General features: G+C 46.1%; 21 protein-coding genes and 1 tRNA gene. 10 read left to right on the top strand and 12 right to left on the bottom strand.

Features of this window, described 5'->3' with window-relative positions; all coding sequences use genetic code 11:
• Position 1 precedes the first annotated feature (1 nt).
• From BN161_RS03940 to BN161_RS03925, 4 genes are all read left to right on the top strand, one after another.
• Positions 2-337, top strand: a complete 336-nt coding sequence (locus tag BN161_RS03940; RefSeq protein WP_044263311.1) for a hypothetical protein — start codon at positions 2-4, stop codon at positions 335-337.
• Positions 334-1,128 (top strand): Rossmann-like and DUF2520 domain-containing protein, encoded by a 795-nt coding sequence (locus BN161_RS03935; protein ID WP_007214760.1) that lies wholly within the window; start codon positions 334-336, stop codon positions 1,126-1,128. Before BN161_RS03940 ends, BN161_RS03935 begins: the two co-directional genes overlap by 4 nt.
• 107 nt (positions 1,129-1,235) lie before the next feature.
• On the top strand, positions 1,236-1,763 hold the full coding sequence (locus tag BN161_RS03930; protein WP_044263310.1) for a KdsC family phosphatase: 528 nt from the start codon (positions 1,236-1,238) through the stop codon (positions 1,761-1,763).
• 45 nt (positions 1,764-1,808) lie between these two features.
• Positions 1,809-2,390 carry a Maf-like protein gene (locus BN161_RS03925; protein WP_007214758.1) on the top strand — a complete coding sequence of 194 codons (582 nt, stop codon included), beginning with the start codon at positions 1,809-1,811 and terminating at the stop codon, positions 2,388-2,390.
• 1 nt (position 2,391) lies between these two features.
• On the opposite strand, the gene BN161_RS03920 is transcribed toward BN161_RS03925, so the two are convergent.
• Both BN161_RS03920 and BN161_RS03915 read right to left on the bottom strand, forming a co-directional pair.
• The gene (locus BN161_RS03920; protein WP_044263344.1) at positions 2,392-3,390 is read right to left on the bottom strand and encodes a M20/M25/M40 family metallo-hydrolase; all 999 of its coding nucleotides are present in this window, start codon (positions 3,388-3,390) and stop codon (positions 2,392-2,394) included.
• A 19-nt stretch (positions 3,391-3,409) separates the two neighbouring features.
• Positions 3,410-5,599: a tetratricopeptide repeat protein gene (locus BN161_RS03915; RefSeq protein WP_044263309.1), complete on the bottom strand. Its 2,190-nt coding sequence runs from the start codon at positions 5,597-5,599 to the stop codon at positions 3,410-3,412.
• A 212-nt stretch (positions 5,600-5,811) separates the two neighbouring features.
• Between BN161_RS03915 and BN161_RS03910 the strand changes: the two genes are divergently transcribed.
• A complete protein-coding gene (locus BN161_RS03910; RefSeq protein ID WP_044263308.1) occupies positions 5,812-6,531 on the top strand; it encodes a sulfite exporter TauE/SafE family protein in 720 nt (239 codons plus the stop codon).
• A gap of 14 nt (positions 6,532-6,545) precedes the next feature.
• A complete protein-coding gene (locus BN161_RS03905) occupies positions 6,546-7,496 on the top strand; it encodes a hypothetical protein (RefSeq protein WP_081743625.1) in 951 nt (316 codons plus the stop codon).
• A 94-nt stretch (positions 7,497-7,590) separates the two neighbouring features.
• On the opposite strand, the gene BN161_RS03900 is transcribed toward BN161_RS03905, so the two are convergent.
• The 8 genes from BN161_RS03900 to BN161_RS03865 all read right to left on the bottom strand — a co-directional run bounded on the left by BN161_RS03900 (position 7,591) and on the right by BN161_RS03865 (position 16,756).
• Positions 7,591-9,105, bottom strand: coding sequence for an SLC13 family permease (locus tag BN161_RS03900; protein ID WP_044263307.1), 1,515 nt, complete (start codon positions 9,103-9,105; stop codon positions 7,591-7,593).
• 73 nt (positions 9,106-9,178) lie between these two features.
• Positions 9,179-10,627, bottom strand: coding sequence for an anaerobic C4-dicarboxylate transporter (locus BN161_RS03895; RefSeq protein WP_052356170.1), 1,449 nt, complete (start codon positions 10,625-10,627; stop codon positions 9,179-9,181).
• An 87-nt stretch (positions 10,628-10,714) separates the two neighbouring features.
• Positions 10,715-11,815, bottom strand: coding sequence for a porin (locus BN161_RS03890; protein ID WP_044263341.1), 1,101 nt, complete (start codon positions 11,813-11,815; stop codon positions 10,715-10,717).
• A gap of 90 nt (positions 11,816-11,905) precedes the next feature.
• Positions 11,906-13,165: a phosphoglycerate kinase gene (locus tag BN161_RS03885; RefSeq protein WP_125910745.1), complete on the bottom strand. Its 1,260-nt coding sequence runs from the start codon at positions 13,163-13,165 to the stop codon at positions 11,906-11,908.
• Positions 13,166-13,252: 87 nt separating this feature from the next.
• Positions 13,253-13,927: an endonuclease III gene (nth, locus tag BN161_RS03880; protein WP_044263305.1), complete on the bottom strand. Its 675-nt coding sequence runs from the start codon at positions 13,925-13,927 to the stop codon at positions 13,253-13,255.
• Positions 13,924-15,120: an MFS transporter gene (locus BN161_RS03875; protein ID WP_044263304.1), complete on the bottom strand. Its 1,197-nt coding sequence runs from the start codon at positions 15,118-15,120 to the stop codon at positions 13,924-13,926. Before BN161_RS03875 ends, nth begins: the two co-directional genes overlap by 4 nt.
• Before the next feature lie 44 nt (positions 15,121-15,164).
• The gene (gene pheS / locus BN161_RS03870; RefSeq protein ID WP_044263340.1) at positions 15,165-16,184 is read right to left on the bottom strand and encodes a phenylalanine--tRNA ligase subunit alpha; all 1,020 of its coding nucleotides are present in this window, start codon (positions 16,182-16,184) and stop codon (positions 15,165-15,167) included.
• A gap of 341 nt (positions 16,185-16,525) precedes the next feature.
• Positions 16,526-16,756 (bottom strand): hypothetical protein, encoded by a 231-nt coding sequence (locus BN161_RS03865; protein WP_044263303.1) that lies wholly within the window; start codon positions 16,754-16,756, stop codon positions 16,526-16,528.
• A gap of 266 nt (positions 16,757-17,022) precedes the next feature.
• Here BN161_RS03865 and BN161_RS03860 point away from each other — a divergent pair, with 266 nt between their 5' ends.
• Positions 17,023-17,709, top strand: a complete 687-nt coding sequence (locus tag BN161_RS03860) for an energy transducer TonB (protein ID WP_044263302.1) — start codon at positions 17,023-17,025, stop codon at positions 17,707-17,709.
• A 181-nt stretch (positions 17,710-17,890) separates the two neighbouring features.
• On the opposite strand, the gene BN161_RS03855 is transcribed toward BN161_RS03860, so the two are convergent.
• Positions 17,891-17,967 (bottom strand) — tRNA-Ala (locus tag BN161_RS03855).
• A 116-nt stretch (positions 17,968-18,083) separates the two neighbouring features.
• Here BN161_RS03855 and BN161_RS03850 point away from each other — a divergent pair.
• Genes BN161_RS03850 through pulA form a run of 3 tightly spaced genes read left to right on the top strand, consistent with a single transcriptional unit; the run spans position 18,084 to position 21,005 of the window.
• Positions 18,084-18,389 (top strand): DUF4286 family protein, encoded by a 306-nt coding sequence (locus BN161_RS03850; protein ID WP_044263301.1) that lies wholly within the window; start codon positions 18,084-18,086, stop codon positions 18,387-18,389.
• Positions 18,386-18,955 (top strand): crossover junction endodeoxyribonuclease RuvC, encoded by a 570-nt coding sequence (ruvC, locus tag BN161_RS03845; protein WP_007214744.1) that lies wholly within the window; start codon positions 18,386-18,388, stop codon positions 18,953-18,955. The genes BN161_RS03850 and ruvC overlap by 4 nt, the downstream gene beginning before the upstream one ends.
• 52 nt (positions 18,956-19,007) lie before the next feature.
• Positions 19,008-21,005 (top strand): type I pullulanase, encoded by a 1,998-nt coding sequence (gene pulA, locus BN161_RS03840; protein WP_044263300.1) that lies wholly within the window; start codon positions 19,008-19,010, stop codon positions 21,003-21,005.
• A 339-nt stretch (positions 21,006-21,344) separates the two neighbouring features.
• On the opposite strand, the gene BN161_RS30345 is transcribed toward pulA, so the two are convergent.
• On the bottom strand, positions 21,345-21,566 hold the full coding sequence (locus tag BN161_RS30345) for a DUF6132 family protein (RefSeq protein ID WP_074435090.1): 222 nt from the start codon (positions 21,564-21,566) through the stop codon (positions 21,345-21,347).
• Between the last annotated feature and the right edge of the window lie 142 nt (positions 21,567-21,708).

Here is a 21,708-nt window from a genome sequence, read left to right as displayed (position 1 = left end):
GGTGGGTGCAGCAAAAGCAAACAATAACCGCGATACTTACAGGGCCACAGCGGTTACGTTGATTGTTTTCGGTATACTTTATCTGGTGGACAAATTGATACATTTCTCAAGTATTGGTCTGCCGTGGGTGATGAATAAGGATAATTTTCTGCTTTATACGGCGGTGATATTTCTCATCTTCAAGCGTGATAAATCGGTGGGACTGGTGTTGATTGGTCTGTGGCTGATACTGAATTTCGGATTGATAACAGCATTGCTCGGTACGATGTCTGCCTATCTGTTACCTGTGGCTTTGCTGGTTCTCGGAATTATTCTATATTGGCTGGCTACAAGATGAAAAGGAGTGTACAAGATACGCCGGTAGTCTTTATCGGCGCCGGAAACCTCGCAACGAATCTGGCCAAGGCTTTATATCAAAATGGTTTTCGTATAGTACAGGTCTACAGCCGTACAAAAGAGGCCGCATGTGCCTTGGCTCAAGCGATAGAGGCGGAATATACAACTGAACTTTCGGAAGTATCCAGGGATGCCCGGCTCTATATTGTCTCTTTGAAGGATGCAGCTTTCGTGGAACTATTACCCGAGATTGTTGCCGGAAAGGAAGATGCTTTGCTGGTACATACAGCCGGGAGCATTCCGATGAGCATTTGGGAAGGAAAAACTTCGCGTTATGGTGTGTTTTATCCTATGCAGACTTTCAGCAAACAGCGCGAGGTGGATTTCCGTACGATTCCTTTCTTCATAGAGAGCAATTCATCCGAAGATACGGAATTGTTGAAGGCAATTGCTTCTGTCCTTTCGGAAAAGGTGTATGAAGCTACCTCTGAGCAGCGTAGAAGCCTGCATCTGGCAGCTGTGTTCACTTGTAATTTTACGAATCACATGTATGCTCTGGCGGCTGAATTATTGAAGAAATATAATCTTCCATTCGATGCGATGCTACCCCTGATCGATGAAACAGCCCGTAAAGTGCATGAACTGGAGCCGAAGCAGGCTCAAACAGGTCCGGCTGTACGTTATGATGAAAATGTAATCAATAAGCATCTGGAGATGCTTGCTGATGAACCGGAGATGCAGGAATTGTATCAGCTTGTGAGCGAGAATATACATCGTTTGCATAACAAGTAATGTTTCGATGCATAACAAGCAATGTTTTGGTACATAACAAGCATAGTTTTATCCTAAAACAAGCATTGTTTTTTTTGAAAGGTAACCTAATTTAAAAACCGAATATAGTGAGTACTATCAATTACGATCTGAAAAAGATAAAAGCACTTGTATTTGATGTTGATGGCGTTTTGAGTGCTAACGTCATACCGATGAGTCCGGATGGAGAACCGATGCGTACCGTGAATATTAAAGATGGTTACGCTTTGCACCTTGCCTGCAAACAGGGTTTGTTACTGGGAATCATTACCGGTGGACGCTCCGAAGCTGTTCGCAAACGCTTTATGGCCTTGGGAATTCCTTCTGAGGATATTTACATGGCTTCTTCCGTAAAAATCTATGATTATCATGATTTTCGTGACCGCCATGGCTTGAAAAACGAAGAGATTCTTTATGTAGGTGATGACATTCCGGATATTGAAGTAATGCGTGAGTGCGGATTACCTTGTTGTCCTAAAGACGCATCAGCAGAAGTGAAGACCGTCTCTCGCTACATTTCCTATGCCAATGGTGGCTATGGCTGTGGGCGGGACGTTGTAGAACAAGTCTTGAAAGTTCAGGGACTTTGGATGGATGATAAAGCCTTTGGTTGGTAATCTCCTCTTATACTTAATGCTTAAAAATTAATACTTTAAATCGTTATGTTGGACAATTTAGAGAAATATAAGGTGATTCTTGCCTCAGGATCTCCCCGCAGGAGAGAATTGATGGCAGGTTTGGGCGTGAATTATGAAGTGCGGATTCTTCCGGATGTGGATGAATCTTATCCGGATACTTTGCAGGGGGAGGAAATACCGCTCTACATTGCTAAGGAAAAAGCGGACGCCTACATACCTATGATGCAACCTGATGAACTGATAATTACGGCTGATACGATTGTATGGCTGGATGGTAAGGTTCTTGGCAAACCCCGGGATAGGGAAGATGCTTTGCAGATGTTGCGGACTATGTCGGGGCGTACCCATGAAGTTTTCACCGGTGTATGCATAACCACTACCGATTGGCAGCGAAGTTTTACAGCACAGACTGAAGTACGTTTCGCCACATTGAGCGAAGATGAAATTATATATTACGTAGATAACTTCAAACCGATGGATAAAGCCGGAGCCTATGGAGTGCAGGAGTGGATCGGTTTTATTGGGGTGGAGAATATCTCGGGAAGTTACTATAATATCATGGGGCTTCCTGTGCAAAAACTATACAGGGAATTACTGAAGGTATAGTTTAATACTCTTTCTCGTTTGCCAGATTCCAGGCATTCAGAAAAGACGCTCTGGTTATCTCCACAATCTTTTCCCAATTCAGTCTGTCGGCATGATCGGAGGGCTGGTGGTAGTCCGGATGTCCATCCGTATGATACCAGATAATAGGAACTCCCGCTTTGGCAAAGGAACCGTTATCACTACCGCCTATGGGATTATCCCATGGACGATAGTCGGGCTCCAACCGGAGATTGTATTTCTTTATATCTTCTTTGAGCCACTTTCCAAAAGCCGCGTTGGCCTCTGTATAGAAATAAACCACGTGCATCGGTTGCTGCGGTTTATTGTTACGGCCTATCATATCGAAATTCAGATAGCCCTTGACTTGTGAAATGAACGGGCAGGTTTGTACAAAGAATTTTGAACCCAGCAACCCTTTCTCTTCGCCATCCCAGAAAGCAAAAATAATATTTCTTTCCGGTTGTTTTCCGCTGGCAATGAATGCTTTGGCTATTTGTAGGACAGCTGATACTCCGGAAGCATTATCGTCGGCACCGTTATAAATCTGATCACCATCCAGAGCCGGATCTATTCCTAAATGATCGAAGTGTGCGCCGACAATTGCATACTCATTGACATTTTTACCGGGAATAATTCCCAGGACATTAGCCATTGAGAGTTTCTGATGAACTTCTTTGCTGAATAAAGCAATCGAATCGGGATGTACTTCCAACCGTCCTTTTTTCTGCCGTTCTCTCCGGTAGGCTTCAAAAGGTTGAAAATAATTGTCTCCTAATGGCTGTACTCCCATTGCCTGAAGCAATGAAGCAATATATTGCGCCGCTACCTTGGAACCGTGGTATCCGGCTTCCCGCCCCTGTAATTCATCATGTGCCAGAAAACCGATATACGCTTCGGCGGATGCCCGGTTTATGCTTTCCAGTCCTTTTTCCACGGGACTCTGTGCTGTTGCCAAATAGCTGAAACAACAGAGTATAGCCAGAATGCAGTATTTCTTCATCAGATATTTATTTATGCCTTTATTCAATCATATCCAACATTAATGGAATTTCTTCGGCTACGATACCTTGTCTGAGCAGACTGTTCCGATCTCTGTCGAATATTTCCAGAAATGCGTCCTTGCTACCACTTTCTGCCATAGCTTTACCATATAGTCCGGCAGCTTTTTCTATATTTCCTAATACCCATGCCACGTGTCCGGCATTGAGATAATCTGTTGCAAGCGGCTTGGCAGCGAGAAGCTTGTCGTAATACTTCATAGCTTGTTCATGCTTACCACTGACAAATGAGCACCAGCCGATACCGCGCCATGCTTTCATGCAGTTGTTTTCCAGAAAGTCCAGTTTGAAGAAGTATTGTAGTGCATCTTCGTATCTTTTCTGTTCTGCCAGGCAACTTGCGGTATAGAATAACACATTGTGGTTTTCTGGTTGAATTGTTTCCACGCGGTGGTAGTATTCCAGAGCGGCATCGAAATTCTTCATTTGACGGTAACAGGTAGCCAGATGACGGAGCGTCCACAAATGATCAGGTTTCAGCATATCGGCTTTCAGATAAGCATCCACAGCTTCCTGATAGCGTTTCTCCTCTTGCAGGCAGAAGCCTGTTTTCTGGAAAATATCCGCATTGGCCTGTTTCCGTTCTATCAATATCCGGTAGAGCTCCAATGCTTCGGCAGGGTGCTCTTTGCGGAAGTGGAAATCGGCAACAGCCACCAATAGTTCGGGAGCACTCAGCAATCCTTTCAGTACGGGGTTACGGTGCAAAGCAATCTCTTCCTGGAAGATGTTGTGGAACTCATATCTGCGTTGGCTGAGTTTGAAGAAACGATATAAATCGTGAATATACTGGTTGCTGATAACGTCAGGCCGTTCTGCGTATTGCTTCAGGCTGGCGCTATTCTTTTCTTCCATAAAGTCACTTTGATCCTGGGGCGTCATCTGGCTCAACATCATATCCCGCTGTCCTTGCGGAAGTTGGGCAATGGTGAAGCAGAATGAGTACTTATCACTGTTGCAGAAGAATCCGGATTGCAGAATGATAGAGAGTACCGAACTTTCACTCGTCTGGTTCAAGCCGACCTGGTGGATGATACTGGAGTGCATCCGGTCGAAAGGATAGAACCAGTTGTGCGGTTCGCGGAAGAAAGGATAGCCTTTTAGTTGTGCGAATGTACTCATGTATACATCAGCGCCTTCCAACTGCAAATCGTTCATCTTTCGTATTTTGTCTCCTAGTCCTGATTGTTCGAAAGCCTGTTCCCAGTCCGGATTACGGTCGTTTTCATCTGTTTCTTCAAAACCGAATTTCATGTTGCGCATGATATTCACGTTCCTCATCATTTCGGGAATGATTTCTTCCCGCATCTTCTTGTCTATTTTCTCGGTTTCCTGGCTGCGAAGCAGTTGGATGTAAACACGGTTCACCTGTTTACTGAAGTCCGGATCTTCTCTGAAAAGAGAGATGCGCGCTTCCAGTTCCGGATAGAGTGCAATGCGTGTAGGGTAGAGATGCAGGGTGATGACAAGTCCTACCAAAGCTCTTTGGTTGATTTGCGGATGGGTATGGCGGAGTCCGTCGAGCAGCCAATTGATCTTACGTTCGTCGAAACACTCCATTAAACTAAGTGTGACAGCACTGACAAACAGACATAAATCATTGATTGGTAATGTTTCCGAGCGGAGCATATCCTCTGCCTGGGCAAATTCTTCCAAAGTCCAACTGCTGTTGCTCCAGGTAGTAAGAAACATAACCTGGTGAGTTTCTTCATGTCGTTTTAGGATAGCGTCCAAGCCCTGGTAGTTTGCTAACTGTGATACAGCCATTTCGTCCGAGAATCCTTCCAGTATCCTCTGTTGGACAGAGAGGTCATAAGCCTTTGGCAACTGGTTCGGATTCCTGCGCAAAGAATGGTAGTAGTGGGTGGATATCTCATCCAGCAATAGGATGCGCGCCTGATCGGCAATTTCCCAGGTATCGGCTAATAGTTGGCGATACAGTTTTTGCCGTTCCGGGTCTGTCATTCCTAACTTCATGTATTGCAACATATATTGATAGGAAGTCTGCGCCTGTTCTAGGCGGTTGCGCAGTGTCCAGTCGTTAGAGTCCCACAGAAAGGCTTCCAGCTGGGATTGTGCTTCTTTCAGACGTTTCTGTTTCAGCAGACCGATGGTCTGTTGATATTGCTCTTGTATGGTTTGCTCGTTCATAAATCTGTATCTTTAAAGGGTACGCTTTGCAAAACTACAAAAAGAATGCCAAAAAGCAGGGCTGTTCCTTTGTTATTTTATTGTAATTCCCCGTAGAAAGAAGTACTTTTGTCCCCTGTAACCCCAACTGTAGGACATCATGGCAAGAAAAACAGAGACGGCGGAAAAGAAAACGCCGAAAATATCTTATCATTATAAACCCGATAATCAGAATGATTGACATATTCCTGCTCTGCATCGGAGCCAGTTTTATCCAGCGTACCACCGGTTTCGGCTTTGGCATATTCATCATGACCATGCTCCCTTTCCTTATGCCTTCTTACGGCGAGGCAACTACGCTGTCGGGGCTTCTGGCTCTGACCACTTCCCTTGTGGTAACGCTGAAGATGCGCAGATACATCGTCTGGAACCGTCTGCTGCCCATCCTGATTACGTTTGTGCTGGTTTCGGGAGCTGCCATCTTTGCGCTTTCCCGGGTTGAAGACCACTTGCTGCGCAGAGTCTTGGGCATTGTATTGGTGTTGACCAGCCTTTACTTCGCCTTTTTCAGCAAGCGCATCAGGCTGAAGGCCACGCTTTCCGTACAGATTTCGGCCGGTACGCTGAGTGGGCTGATGGGCGGTTTCTTTGCCATGCAGGGACCTCCGGCGGTGCTGTACTTCATTTCGTCGGAAGAAGACAAAGACCACTATATGGCAATAACACAGTGTTATTTCCTGATAGGCAATGTCCTGATGACGGCAGTCCGCGCGATGAACGGTTTTCTTACGCCCATTGTCGGCATGGATTACCTTTACGGTCTGGGCGGCGTAGCGATAGGCTCGTCACTGGGGGCTTATGTCTTCAACCGCATTCCGGGACGGATCTTCCGTTATATCGTCTATTCGTATATAGGAATCAGCGGGGTGATTATCCTTATTTTTGCATCTTAATCTTTTAGAACAGAATGGCAAATTCTCAAATCGTCCGTTTTATCAAAGACTGGACCTTGCCCCTCAGTATGAGTGTGGGGGCTGTATGTTATCTTCTTTTTTCGCATTGGGCGGTGCTTGCACCCGTCAAGCCGGTGCTGGTGGACTTCATCCCTTATCTGCTGCCGGCACTGATATTCGCCATGCTGTTTCTCACGTACTGCAAGATAGACTTGAAGGAACTGCGTCCCAAACGCTATCACGTGTGGCTGATACTGATACAACTTTGCGGGACAAGTGCCGTTGCCGCCTGGCTGGTCTATAATCCCGATACCGACCTGCGGGCTTTCGGGGAAGCGATGATGGCGTGCATCATTGCACCAATGGCGGCCGTGGGAGCCGTGGTGACAGGCAAGATAGGCGGCAATGTGGCCACTGCCACCACTTATACGGTGATTTCATCGCTGCTTACTGCGGTAGCTGTCCCCGTCATTTATCCGCTGGTGGAGCCGGGTATCGGTCTGTCGTTCATCGGGCTGTTCTGGCAGATACTGACGAAGGTGTTTCCCACCATTGTCTTTCCGTTGGTCATCGCCTTGCTGCTGCGTCTTTTGGTGCCGAAGGCTCATGCCTGGTGCATGAAGACTGCCAAGGACAAGGCATTCTATCTGTGGGCGGTGTGCACAGCGGTCAATACGGCTCAGATTATCCGTATTCTGGTTTCCGGCCCGTCCAGCGGGATGGAGGAACTGGCCATCTGCTTGGGAGCCGGTGTGCTTTGCGTGGCTCAGTTCGCGATAGGAAAGACGATTGGCAGTGCCTACGGCGACCGCATCAGTGCCGGACAGAGTCTGGGACAGAAGAACACGGTGCTCTCCATCTGGATTGCAATGACTTTCCTGACTCCCGAGGCTGCCATTGCTCCGGGGGCATATTTGATGTGGCAGAACATCATTAACAGTTGGCAGATATGGAAGCATAAGTAGGGAAAGATGTATTATGGTGTTGTTTTGTACAAAGAAGAAAGGCATGCCAAAATAGTGGCATGCCTTTCTTCTTTATTTTTTTGCTGTTACTGTTCTACAGCAGTCCGCTGGAACCTAAGAAAATCAGCATCGCATATCCCAATACCAGTCCTATGGCTCCCATGATGATGCCTACTTTCTCCATATCCTTCTGCTGAATCATGCCGGTGGCATGAGCCAGTGCATTGGGCGGGGTACTGATGGGCAGTATCATTGCCAAAGACGAACCGAGGGCTACACCTACCAGCAAGGTCAGTACACCTCCCAACGGGAGCAGCGTGTCGCGCATGCTGATGCCGGCAATGGCAAGGATCGGAACCAGCAGGGCGGCGGTAGCCGTGTGCGAGATGAAGTTGGCCATGGCATAGCAGATAAGTCCGGAACCCACAATCATTACTATCGGTGACCAGGTATTGAACGGAATAGCTTCAATCATGTGCTGTGCCAGCCCGGTTTCGCTCAGTGCTACTCCTAAGGCAAAACCGCCGGCTACCATCCAGAGCACACTCCAGCTGATTTCTTCAAGGTCGCGCTTGGTGATGACTCCCGTTATGCAGAACACGGCTACCGGAATCATGGCTACCACGTTGGAATTGACGCCTGTAAGTTTGTCGGTCATCCACAGCAATACGGTGACGGCAAAGGTGATATAAACCACGATGGAACGCCAGTCCTTTTTCGCTTCTCCTTCTATTTTCAGGTTGATGGTCTTTTGCTTGAAGGGGAAAAGTCTCAAGAGGATGAACCAGGCGATGAACAGAATGACAATGGTGTAGGGGGTCATAAAGCTCATCCACTCACCGAAACCGATGTTCATGTTCAGTCCTTCGGGGTCGTTCAGATACTTCAGCGCGATGGCATTGGGCGGGGTGCCGATGGGCGTTCCCATGCCGCCTACATTGGCTGCGACGGGGATGGCCATCGCCAGACCGATTTTTCCCTTACCGTCGGCCGGAAGAACTTTCAGCACCGGAGTAAGGAAGGTGAGCATCATGGCGGCTGTGGCCGTATTGCTGAGGAACATGGAGAAGAGAGCTGTCACCAAAATGAAGCCCAACAGTACATAGCGCGACTGCGTGCCGAAAGGTCTCAGCATGACACGTGCCAACAGTACATCCAATCCGCTTTTTGTAGCGGCAATGGCCAGGATGAATCCACCGATGAACAGCATGATGATGGGGTCGGCGAAGCAGTGCATAATGGATTTGTACTTCACGGTCTGCCCCAGTATCTCGGGCGAATAGCCTTTGGTGAAGAACCATAGGCTGCTGTCCGAGACGGTCAGCATCAGCAACACGGTTATCAGCACCGAAGTGGTCCATGCCGGAACGGCTTCGAGCACCCACATCAGCGTGGCGAAGACGAATATGGATATCAGGCGTTGCTCCACCACAGTCAGTCCCTCTACGCCGAACGAATCGATGGGGAGGAACCATAACACAAGAGAAACCGTGATGGCGCATGCAAGTTTGATGACTCTGGCTGCTGTCCGGTCTTCTGCCAGACGCTTGGCCTTTTTTAGTTCTTGATATGCTTCCACCAATGGGAAGCCACGAAAGATTTTATACATGGTATCAGATCAAAAAAAACATTTTTTTATTAAACGTCGGCAAAGATAACCTATTTTCCCATATATCCATAAGTTAAAAGAAGATAGAAGTGATGGTATAGGCCACGATAGTGGAAACAACGACGCATACCATGCCCGGCATCATGAAACTGTGGTTCAGCAGATACTTGCCAATCATGGTGGTGCCCGAACGGTCGAAGTTCACCGTAGCGATGTCCGACGGATAGTTGGGGATGAAGAAGTAGCCGTACACGCTGGGCAGTACTCCCAACAGCACCGGGCCGGGAATACCGAGCGAGTAGGCGAGGGGTAGCATGGCTACCACCACGGCTCCCTGCGAGTTGATGAGCACGGAAACCAGGAAGAACACAAAGGCAATGGACCATTTGTATTGCGACACGATGTCTCCCAGACCCATCTTCATTTCGTCGATATAGTTGGAGAAATAGGTGTCCGCCAGCCAGGCAATGCCGTAGATAGCCACCACTGCCACCATGCCGCTTTGCCATACCGCTCCGCTCACGGCTTTCTTGGGCGATGCCTTGCAGAAGATAATCATCAGTGCGGCAGCCGAAATCATCACTATCTGGATGACGAGGTTCATGGCGAGAGGCTTTTGTACGATTTCCGTCATGCCGGGAACCACTGTCTTGGCCTTCACCAGCATGTCTGCCGATACTTGCAGGGCTACGCCGGTACCTATCTCAAGATTTTGTGCGCCTTTCACGGCTTTTATCTGGTCGTAGGTGGGCAGCAGATTCTGGAAGGCCGCAAAGGTAACGATGACAGCCAACGCACCGAGGAAGATATAGACAGCCCTTCTGGCAGAGGCAGGAATCTCCTTGTCGAGAGTGGTGGCCGAGTTGCCGTACACGTATTTGTAAGTCTCCGGGTCGGAAATCCTTTTTTGGAAAGCCGGGTCTTTGTCGAGGTCGAGCCCGCGCTTGTAGGAGCATGCGGCAGCACAAATCAGTCCTATCAGGCAGGAAGGGATGGATACGCACAGCACTTGCGGAATGGTGACATCGAACCCGTTGGCACTTGAAATGGAGACGAATGCCACTACCGCGGCTGCAATGGGCGAACAAGTGATACCCACCTGTGAGGCGATGGAAGCCACGCCGCAGGGGCGTTCGGGGCGTATGCCTTTCTTCAGGGCGATGTCACAGATGATGGGCATCAGGGTATAGACCACGTGTCCGGTTCCTACCAGCACGGTGAGGAAGAACGTACACAGCGGTGCAAAAAAGGTGATGTTACCCGGATGCTTGCGGAGCAGCTTTTCGGCCAATTGTATCAGCCAGTCCATACCACCGGAGGCTTGCATGATGCCGGCGCAGGTCACGGCAGCTACAATGATATAAATCACGTCGGTAGGAGGAGTGCCGGGTTTCAGCCCGAATCCGAAGACAAGAACGGCAAGTCCGATGCCGGAAATGGCTCCCAAGGCAAGACTGCCGTAGCGCGAGCCAACGTAGAGTGCCAGCAATACAACCAGCAGCTCGATAATCATGGTAATCATAAAGTGTAGTTTTTTAAATGTTGCTTAAATATTCTTCAAATACTCTTCAAATGTCGTTTAAAGAGTATTCGAATGTTGTTTTATTGATTAGAAGCGCCAGTAGAGCTGCAGGTCGAAGGTGTTGTAGTGCCCGTCGGTCGTGGTGGCTTTGTCGCGCGTGTAGGTATAGTTGGCTTGCAGTTTCAGGTTCTTGTAGAAGTAATAGTTGGCTGCAAGGCAGTAGAGTGCTTTTTGGGAACTCCATTCCTTCTTGTCCCGATAGACATCCCATTTGGCATAGACCTTGCACTTCTTGGAGAGCGGTGCGCCCACTATCATGTACCAGGCATCGGCTTTGTCCGAAGTACCCGCTTTCAGAGAACCGTCCGTGTTGTAGTCGGCTATCTTGTGCCCTTCGCTGGTGGCATACTCGGCGCGCACGGTCCATGCCGACTCATATTTCAGACCGAATGCCATGCGGTTGCGGTCTACGGTGACTCCGTTTTTGGTATAGTCGCCCGTCCAGCCGAAGACACCTACGGCAAGGTCTTTGACAGGATAGACATACACGCCGCCGATGACATCCTTGGAACGGTTCTCGTCGCTGTGATTGATGCCTTGTCCGTTGTACACGCCCGCTTGATAGTGCACGAAGTTATGATGGTCACTTCCTATGGGCAAGAAGTCGCCCTGTACCTGAAGTCCCAGGTCGCGCCCGTTGCTGGAGTGCTCGCCTATACGGTCGTTCATGCCTGCCAGTTTGGTGGTGAGTTGCGAGTAGGCTCCGAAACCGATGTCCCACGGATTCATGGGGTTTTCAAAAGTGAAGGCACGCTTGAACTGTCCGAAGCGCACGTAGAAGAATCTGTATTTCTGCCATTCTGCCCATGCATCCACCACGCGCACGCCTTTTTCATTGGTGTAGTCGCCCGGCTTGCCGTTCAGCTCCAGTTGCAACTTGTATTTGAAGTCCAGTACTTTTCCGTCCACGTAGGCACGGATGAGCCGTAAGTCGAAGTTGGTGTGGCTCTTGGTAGAGGCGTTTAAGTCTTGGTCGGTGGCCGAGGCCTTTCCTATGACATATCCGCCGAAGGTTGTTTTTTGCAGAAAGTCTGCCTTTGCCTTTTCTCTTGTGGAGGTCTGGGCATGCGTGAATGTTGTGACCAGTATCAAAGCTGATAGTAGCGCAATGTTTCGAGTGTTTTTCATATCAGTAATAAGAAAATGAAGAAGCTGCACTCAAATAACCATGTGTTTTGGAAATCTGAGTACAGCTCTTGTTTAGCTATTCTTGTGAGATTATTCGTTGATTGCAGCGATACCCGGAAGAACTTTTCCTTCGATTGCTTCGAGCAATGCACCACCACCTGTTGAAACGTAAGAAACGCCGCTTGCCAAGCCAAACTTGTTGACACAAGCTACAGAGTCACCGCCGCCTACGAGTGAGAAAGCACCGTTCTTGGTAGCTTCTACGATAGCTTCGCCTACAGCACGTGAACCGTGAGTGAAGTTCTCGAATTCGAATACACCCGTCGGGCCATTCCACAAGATAGTCTTGGAGTTTTTGATAACGTCTGTGAAGATTTTCTCAGTTTCAGGACCGATATCCAGACCTTCCCAACCATCAGGAATTTGGTCAACCGGACAGAACTTAGTGTTAGCGTCGTTAGAGAAAGCGTCAGCAATCTTAGCGTCAACAGCCAATACCAGGTTTACACCTTTTGCTTTTGCCTTTTCTATCAGTTCGAGGGCCAGATCCAGTTTGTCATCTTCGCAGATAGAGATACCGATCTTACCACCCATAGCCTTGGTGAAAGTATAAGTCATACCACCGGCAATGATCAGGTTGTCAACCTTGCTCAGCAGATTTTCGATAATTTCAATTTTAGAAGAAACTTTAGAACCACCCATGATAGCAGTGAACGGACGTTTGATGTCATTCAATACTTTATCAACAGCCTTCACTTCTTTCTCCATCAGGTAACCGAACATTTTGTTGTCTTTGTCGAAATATTTAGCGATCAAAGCTGTGGAAGCGTGTGCGCGGTGGGCTGTACCGAAAGCGTCGTTTACATAGCAGTCAGCGTAAGAAGCCAATTTCTTGGTGAATTCTTTCTGGCTTTCTTTAACGGCTTTCTTAGCAGCAGCTTTTTCTTCGTCTGTAGCGTCTTCAGCCAAACCACGGGGTTTGCCTTCTTCTTCAGCGTAGAAACGAAGGTTCTCAAGCAACAGCACTTCACCCGGTTGCAGAGCAGCAGCTTTAACTGCAGCTTCTTCGCCCATACAGTCGTTAGCGAATTGTACGTCAACACCCAACAATTCGGAAAGATGATTCAGAATGTGTTTCAGTGAGAATTTGTCAGCCGGACCTTTCGGACGACCGAGGTGAGAACCGATAATTATACTGCCACCGTCAGCCAGAATTTTCTTCAGCGTAGGAAGAGCAGCACGCATACGGTTATCATCTGTAATGTTGAAGTTTTCGTCCAAGGGTACATTGAAGTCCACACGAACGAATGCCTTTTTACCGGCAAAGTTGAATTGATCAATTGTCATAATACTCTATTTTATTTAAAAGTGTTATTAATTCCTTTTAGTGAGTGCAAAGATAATGTATATTTCTTTTTTTTGCTATGAAACCGTCATTTATTCTTTATCTTCCGGCTTCTCTTTGCTAACTTTGTACTTCTCGCAATAATATTTGCACATCAATTGCAAACCGCAGTTGTCACATTGCGGTGTACGTGCCTGACAGACGTATCTTCCGTGCAGAATAAGCCAGTGATGAGCAATGGGAATGTCGGCTTCCGGGATGTTTTTCACCAGTTCTTTTTCTACACTGAACGGGGTGGTGCATTGTTCCGAAACCAGTCCGAGGCGATGGCTTACACGGAACACATGGGTGTCTACTGCCATTGCCGCTTTGTTGAATACAACGGATTGGATGACGTTTGCCGTCTTACGTCCTACACCGGGAAGTTTTATGAGTTCTTCCAGTGTGCCGGGTACTTCGCTGTTGAAGTCTTTCACCAACATTTGCGCCATGCCTACCAGGTGTCTTGCTTTATTATTGGGATAAGATACGCTACGGATGTATTCGTATATCACTTCCGGTGTGCTGGCGGCAAGAACTTCCGGGGTAGGGAAGTCGCGATACAACGGTGGAACAATCATATTCACCCGCTTGTCTGTACATTGGGCGGAGAGAATGACTGCTATCAGCAGTTGGAACGGAGTTTCATAATGCAGTTCCGTTTCGGCTACAGGACGATTTTCCCGAAACCAGGCAAGGACTTTTTCATAACGTTCTTTCTTTCTCATCGCAATTTATTTTTATGGTAATTGGGAGCCACTTTGCCATTGAAGTAGAGCATGGATACAATGGTAAGGCAGGCTCCGAATAAATAAGCTTTATCAAAGGTGCTGACTTCTGCAATATATCCTCCTGTCAACATACCGATACCGATGCCTACATCCCAGGAGGTCAGGTAGGTGGAAGTGGCGGTACCACGTTGGCTATTGGGGGCGAGGTTGACAAACAAGGTGTTGTAAGCGGGGAACATAATTCCGAAACCTACTCCCAGCAACAAGGCCACGGAAAAGAAAACAATCGTGCATACCATGTTGTTCCAACTGATGAGATATACACAGGCCGAAAGCAGGAAAAAGCTGAACACCACGAGATACAGTCCGGCGGAAATAACCTGCGTTATCTTACCTTTGTCCACAATCTTTCCGGAGAATATACGTGAAATAGCCATCCCTATCGCCATGAAAGTGAAGAAGAAACCTGTGGTGGCATTGATTCCGATTTGTTTGGCATACATAGCCACATAGTTGGTCGTCATTCCATAAGGAATGGAAAGCAACAAGAGGCTGATACCTGCCGGAATCCCTTTCAGTAATATGAATCGGTCGAGAGATATCGGTTCCCGTCTCACAGGTGGTTTATAAGGAGTCTTTACAAGAGAAGCGCAAACGAAACCTGCCATACAGGATCCCAGTGAACTGCAGAATATGGTAGTAAAACTCATTCCCGCATCATGCAGAAATAATCCTGACATCGGACCCACTGCCATTGCAATGTTGTTTGAAAGCCCATAGTATCCCAGTCCTTCTCCGCGTCGTGAAGATGGCATGATGTCAATCACCACTGTGTTACCACCTACGGTTACCATTCCGAACGATACTCCCTGTATGATACGGAACATGATAAACAGTGTAAGCGAGCCTGCAATGATGTATCCGGCAAACATCGTCATAAAGATGAAGTAAGCTATCAAATATAAAGGTTTGCGTGCAAAGCTGTCCAGAAAATAACCGGAGAAAGGACGGATACACAATGCAGCTACTGTGTAGCAGGAAAGAATGATACCGATTGTAGAATTGCCGGCACTGAATACTTCGGACAGGTAAAAAGGTAGTACCGGTATCAGCAACCAGAATCCGAAGTACAGCAGGAAGTTGGCTGCGAGAATAAAACAATAACTGGAAGTAACAAGCTTATCTTTCATTCTTATTAAATTGAGAGTTGAGAATTCTCAACTCTCTACTTATGTTAGTAAGCGGCTTCGAATTCCTTCAGGAATCTTGTGTCGTTTTCGGAGAACATACGAAGGTCTTTCACCTGATATTTCAGGTTCGTAATACGCTCGATACCCATACCGAGGGCGTATCCGCTGTATACCTTACTGTCGATACCGTTACTTTCCAATACGTTGGGGTCTACCATACCGCAACCTAGGATTTCTACCCAGCCGGTATGCTTGCAGAACGGACAGCCCTTTCCACCACAAATGTTACAACTGATGTCCATTTCGGCACTAGGTTCCGTGAACGGGAAATAAGACGGACGCAGACGGATCTTGGTATCTTCGCCGAACATTTCTTTGGCAAAGAGCAATAACACCTGTTTCAGATCAGTGAAAGATACGTCTTTATCTACGTACAACGCCTCTACCTGGTGGAAAAAGCAGTGTGCGCGATAGCTGATAGCTTCGTTACGATATACGCGTCCCGGACAAATAATGCGGATAGGAGGTTGTGAGACTTCCATAACGCGTGTTTGTACGGATGAAGTGTGCGTACGCAATACGATGTCAGGATGTGCTTCGATGAAGAAAGTATCCTGCATATCGCGCGCGGGGTGATCTTCAGCAAAATTCAATGCGGAGAACACGTGCCAGTCATCCTCAATTTCCGGACCTTCGGCAATACTGAAACCCAGACGTGCAAATATATCGATGATTTCGTTTTTTACGATGGTGAGCGGGTGGCGTGTACCCAGTTCTACCGGATAAGCGGAACGGGTGAGGTCAATGTCGTCACAATCCGTATCCTGGCTTTCGAACTGTTCTTTCAGGGCGTTAATCTTTTCCTGCGCCTTGTTTTTCAGTTCATTCAGTCTCATGCCGACTTCTTTCTTCTGTTCGGCAGCCACGTTGCGGAAGTCTGCCATCAAGTCATTGATAGCACCTTTTTTACTAAGGTATTTGATGCGGAGCGCTTCCAGTTCCTCGGCGTTGGCAGCTTTCAGTGCTTCCACTTCTTGCAGAAGCTGGTTGATTTTATCTATCATATCGTCGTTATTATTTATTTCTGAAATACATAAAACAGTGCAAAGATACAACTTTATCATGATTTCGCTCCCAATCTTTTTATAAAATTAATCTGTCGCGGGGAAAAAGTCTGTGGCTGGTTAGGTGTAAATCTTCGTAGTATCTCCATGCAATCTCCACGCAATCTCCGTATCAGGTCCGTATCAAGTCCGTAGATGCTCTGTATCAGCTCTATATTTTACCTGATTTCTTAGATACGGAGCAACTACGGACCTGGTACGGGCCGGGTACGAATCGTATAGATTGCGGATAATCATTATCCTTGTCGGCTATGCACCGTCCTTCTTATCTTTGTGGGAGGTTAATTAGCTTCTTCTTTGTTCTTTTTTAGTGCTTTCTGATAAAGTTTTTCTTGCAATACACAGAATTCTGCTACAAGCTCAATAGGAATACATGAGTCATTTTCATCTTCCGCATTATTCATCAATTGCTCGATTTTTTTAGAGAGGGAAAGGTAACGCTGCATTTCAGGGTCATAAGGGTTAAGCGTATGCAGTATGATGTCGCTTTTCCCTGATTTAGTTTGTTTCATTTTTTATGATTGATTTGTTAGGCAAAGGTAGCAGCTTTTTTTAGTATTCTTAAGTATTCCGGCGTAAATAATCTTTTTGCTAAGCAATTTTTTCGAACAGATATTAAAAAAGTATATTAATAGGCCTCTCTGATAACAACTTAATAGCTATTCAACTATCTTTATTACAGAAAATAGTGGCCACAAGTGTTTTCGTATTACTAACAATATCTGTATAGTGTCGGATTCTTAACGGAAGACATTATATAGTAACTAATTTGTAAACTATGGAAACCAAAAAAACACCCAAAGCAAACTTGGAAAGCAAGAGACCCACGTGGTTACTTGTGGGTTATGTAGTCGTACTTGCCTTCATGTTCGTAGCGTTTGAATGGACGCGTGATATTAAGATTGACACGAGTGGTCGTATCGTCGAAAATGTGTTTGAACAGGACATGGAGATCCCTCTTACAAGGCAGCCTGAGGTTGCTCCCCCACCTCCACCTCAGGTTACTCCTATTAATGATGTATTGACAATAATAGATGATGACGCTAATGTAGAAGAAACCAATTTCGCCTCTTCGGAAGAAACCGGTGAGGATGTGGTAGTGAAACATATACCAGTCACTGTGGACGAAGATGTGCCGGTAGAAGATGAGATTTTTGAAGTTGTGGAAGAAAATCCGCAATTTCTCAATGGTGGTACAGTCGGTCTTTTACAGTATTTGAGTAAGAATATCAAGTATCCCACCATTCCACAAGAGAATGGAACCCAGGGGCGTGTAACTGTGCAGTTTGTTGTAAACAAGGATGGTAGTATCGTGGATGTGACCGTGATAAGAGGCGTTGATCCTTATCTGGACAAAGAAGCGGTTCGCGTTATTTCTACCATGCCGAAATGGAAGCCCGGAAAACAACGTGGCGTACCCGTACGCTGCAAGTTTACAGTGCCTGTGACGTTTAAGTTAAAATAGGATAAGTTTTAGCAATCATTACATTGTTTGATTAAAGGTGAAATGGTTCGTTTGAGTGTGAATGCTTGAATGAACCATTTCACTTTATTCACTTACTACTTTTCCGGATTTATAAAAGATAGATGGGGAAATGGAATAAAAAAGGAATATATCATCTTTCTGATATATCCCTCGTTTTCTATGGTGGAGAGTATCGGACTCGAACCGATCACCTCGACACTGCCAGTGTCGCGCTCTAGCCAGATGAGCTAACCCCCCCCTTTTTTTGACCCTTCGCTAACGTTTGCGAGGTTTCTCTCTTTTTGATGGCGCAAATATAATGCATTATTCTGAAATAATTGCTATGTTTGCGAAACAAAGTGAAAGAAAAAAATATGCTGATTTATAATACCACCTATCAAGTAGAAGAAGGACAGGAAGATAACTTCCTGATCTGGATCAAAGAATTCTATTTACCCGAAGTAGAAAAGACAGGGTCATTGCATACACCGCGCATTGTTCGTATACTCAGTCATCGTGAAGAGGGTAGTACCTGTTATTCCCTTCAGTTCGAAGTGGAAAATTCCGGTATCTTGCATCGTTGGCATCTGGAACAGGGAACGAAGTTGAACGAAGAACTGGTTAAGATATTCCAGGATAAAGTGGTAGGGTTTCCTACACTGATGGAGGTGATAGAGTGATACAGCCTGTCAAGGAAAAGATAATTCTGGGCATTGACCCCGGTACGACCATTATGGGATACGGAGTTTTGCGTGTACAGGGAACAAAACCTGAGATGATAGCTATGGGCATTATTGATCTGCGTAAAATGGGTGATCATTACCTGAAGTTACGTCATATACACGAACGGGTGTTGAGTATTATCGAGAGCTATCTGCCTGATGAACTTGCCATTGAAGCACCCTTTTTCGGGAAGAATGTACAGTCTATGCTGAAGTTGGGGCGTGCACAAGGTGTTGCCATGGCGGCCGCTCTCAGCCGGGACATACCGATTACGGAATATGCTCCTTTAAAAATCAAAATGGCTATCACCGGAAACGGTCAGGCTTCTAAGGAGCAGGTAGCGGATATGTTGCAACGCATGTTGCATTTTGCAAAGGAAGATATGCCTACATTTATGGATGCTACGGATGGTCTTGCCGCCGCTTATTGCCACTTTCTGCAAATGGGACGTCCTACAGTAGAGAAAGGATATCACGGCTGGAAAGATTTCATCGCCAAGAATCCCGATAAAGTAAAGCGATAATATCTCATACCTAATACTTAATACTTGATACTTAATACTTAAAATAACTACCATGAAAATGAATGAACTTGCCTTGATTGGAGTGGCGGCTGCTACGATTGTCAGTTGTTCTCCGGCAAAAAAAGAGTACGCATCTTATGAACTGTATCCTGTCCGCTCGGATGACTTGACGGAGATGGAGTATACTCCTGAAGTTACAAGTTTTACATTGTGGGCACCCACTGCCGATGAAGTACGTCTGATGTTGTTTGATACCGGTGACGGTGGTCATGCTTATGAAACCGTTTCAATGGTGGCTGATAAGGAAGGAACCTGGACAGCAAAGGTGGAGAAAGACCTGATAGGGAAATTCTATACATTCAATGTGAAGATTAAAGATAAATGGTTGGGAGATACTCCGGGTATCAATGCCAAATCCGTAGGAGTGAACGGAAAGCGTGCCGCAATTATAGATATGAGTGCGACTGATCCCGAAGGCTGGGCAGCAGATAAACGGCCTGCGTTGGCTTCTCCGGTAGATGCGATTATCTATGAAATGCATCACCGTGATTTCTCTATTGATCCTTCTTCCGGTATTCAGCACAAAGGTAAATTCCTGGCATTGACAGAAGAAGGTACATTGAGTCCTGAACAATTGGCAACCGGTATTGATCACTTGAAAGAATTGGGCGTGACACACGTACATCTTTTGCCATCTTATGACTATGCTTCCGTAGACGAGACCAGATTGGATGAAAACAAATACAATTGGGGATATGATCCGCAGAATTATAATGTGCCTGATGGTTCATATTCTACCGATCCTTATGATCCTGCTGTTCGTATTAAAGAGTTCAAACAGATGGTGCAGGCGTTGCATAAAGCAGGAATTCGCGTAGTGTTGGACGTGGTGTATAACCATACATTCAATACGGCTGAAAGCAACTTTGAACGTACGGTGCCGGGATATTTTTATCGCCAGATGCCGGACGGCAGCTTTGCTGACGCTTCCGCTTGCGGCAATGAAACGGCAAGTAACCGTCCTATGATGCGGAAATATATGATAGAGTCTGTGTTGCATTGGCTTAACGAATATCACCTTGACGGTTTCCGCTTTGATCTGATGGGGATTCATGATATAGCAACGATGAATGAAATTCGTAAGGCAGCTACAGCAGTTGACCCGAGTATCATTATTTATGGTGAAGGTTGGGCGGCTAAAGCTCCCCAGATGCCGGAAGACTCGTTGGCTATGAAAGCGAATACTTACCGGATGCCGGGTATTGCTGCATTTTCTGATGAAATGCGTGATGGATTGCGTGGTCCGTTCAATGACAATCATCAAGGTGCTTTTCTTGCCGGAGTTCCGGGGGGAGAGGAGAGTATCAAGTTTGGTATTGTTGGTGCTGTCAAGCATCCGCAAGTGGACAATGATTTGGTGAATTATAGTAAGGCTTCCTGGGCTGAACAGCCGGCACAGATGGTCAGTTATGTTTCTTGCCATGATGATATGTGCTTGGTTGACAGACTGAATGCAAGTGTTCCGGGTATTACGCCACAGGAGTTGATAAAATTGGATAAATTGGCTCAAACGGCTGTATTTACTTCACAAGGCATACCGTTTATTTATGCCGGTGAAGAGGTGATGCGTGATAAGAAGGGCGTGCATAACAGTTACCAAAGTCCTGACTCTATTAATGCTATTGACTGGAAACGTAAAGCAGAACATGCAGATGTTTTCGCTTATTATAAAGGTCTGATACAGTTACGCAAGAATCACCCTGCTTTCCGCATGGGAGATGCGGATCTGGTACGTAAGCATTTGGAATTCCTTCCGGTGGAAGGCAGTAACTTGATAGCCTACCGTTTGAAAGAACATGCCAACAGTGATACATGGGAAGATATTATAGTGGCATTGAACTCACGTAAAGAACCTGCTAAACTAACAGTTCCCGAGGGTAAGTATACAGTTGTTTGCAAGGATGGCTTTATCAGTGAAAAAGGATTGGGTACGCTTTACGGATCAGAAATGATCGTTCCGGCGCAGTCTGCATTGATTATTTATAAATAAGAACAGTATATCTTATGATAAAACATCGCCCCTACAAGTAGTCTTACTTGTAGGGGCGAATCTGTATTCGCCCGGATACATTTAATTGAGAGTTTGGGCATTATATTATAGTTTGTGTTATTCTTTAGCGATATCCATTTTCAGGTAATTTCGCTTATATCCATTAATTCAAGTTTATATATTCCAGCTGGTATATCGCTAATTTTTTTTCAATATTATTATGCAGAAAAATAAACCTATCCAATGCCGTACGGAGAACCTGAGAAAACATTCCGGAAAGCTCATAGGCATGACCCGACGGGCGTTCTGATGTTGATTTTTTCTCCATAGACTCCTGTATTATTTATCTTGATTGTTCTTCCTTAAAATATTTGGTTGCAAAATGTTTCCTGATAGGCCACCTATGACAGTTCCCCACAATGTGCTGTTTAGTGGAGATGAGGTAATTGGACAAGTACCCGTACTACAGCCGACATACCTCCAATATAGATAGCCGCTTATAGCCCCGACTATTGCACCTACGATTGTAGGCCAATATCTTTTAGCGAATGTTTTTTCCATCCTTTTTTAATACTTTTGATACATGTCTTTTAAAGAAACATATTTCCTGGGGAAATTGTTTCCCAATATATGGATTATTTTTCATGTTAGTTGCTTAAAAAAGGAAGAATTGATTAAACTGCTCTCATTTTGAGCATTTAGA

Origin of the sequence: Bacteroides timonensis, from assembly GCF_000513195.1 — a bacterium.
Classification (GTDB): domain Bacteria; phylum Bacteroidota; class Bacteroidia; order Bacteroidales; family Bacteroidaceae; genus Bacteroides; species Bacteroides timonensis.
The sequence above is the reverse complement of the archived record's forward strand: the minus strand, read 5'-3'. Positions and strand labels throughout refer to the sequence as shown.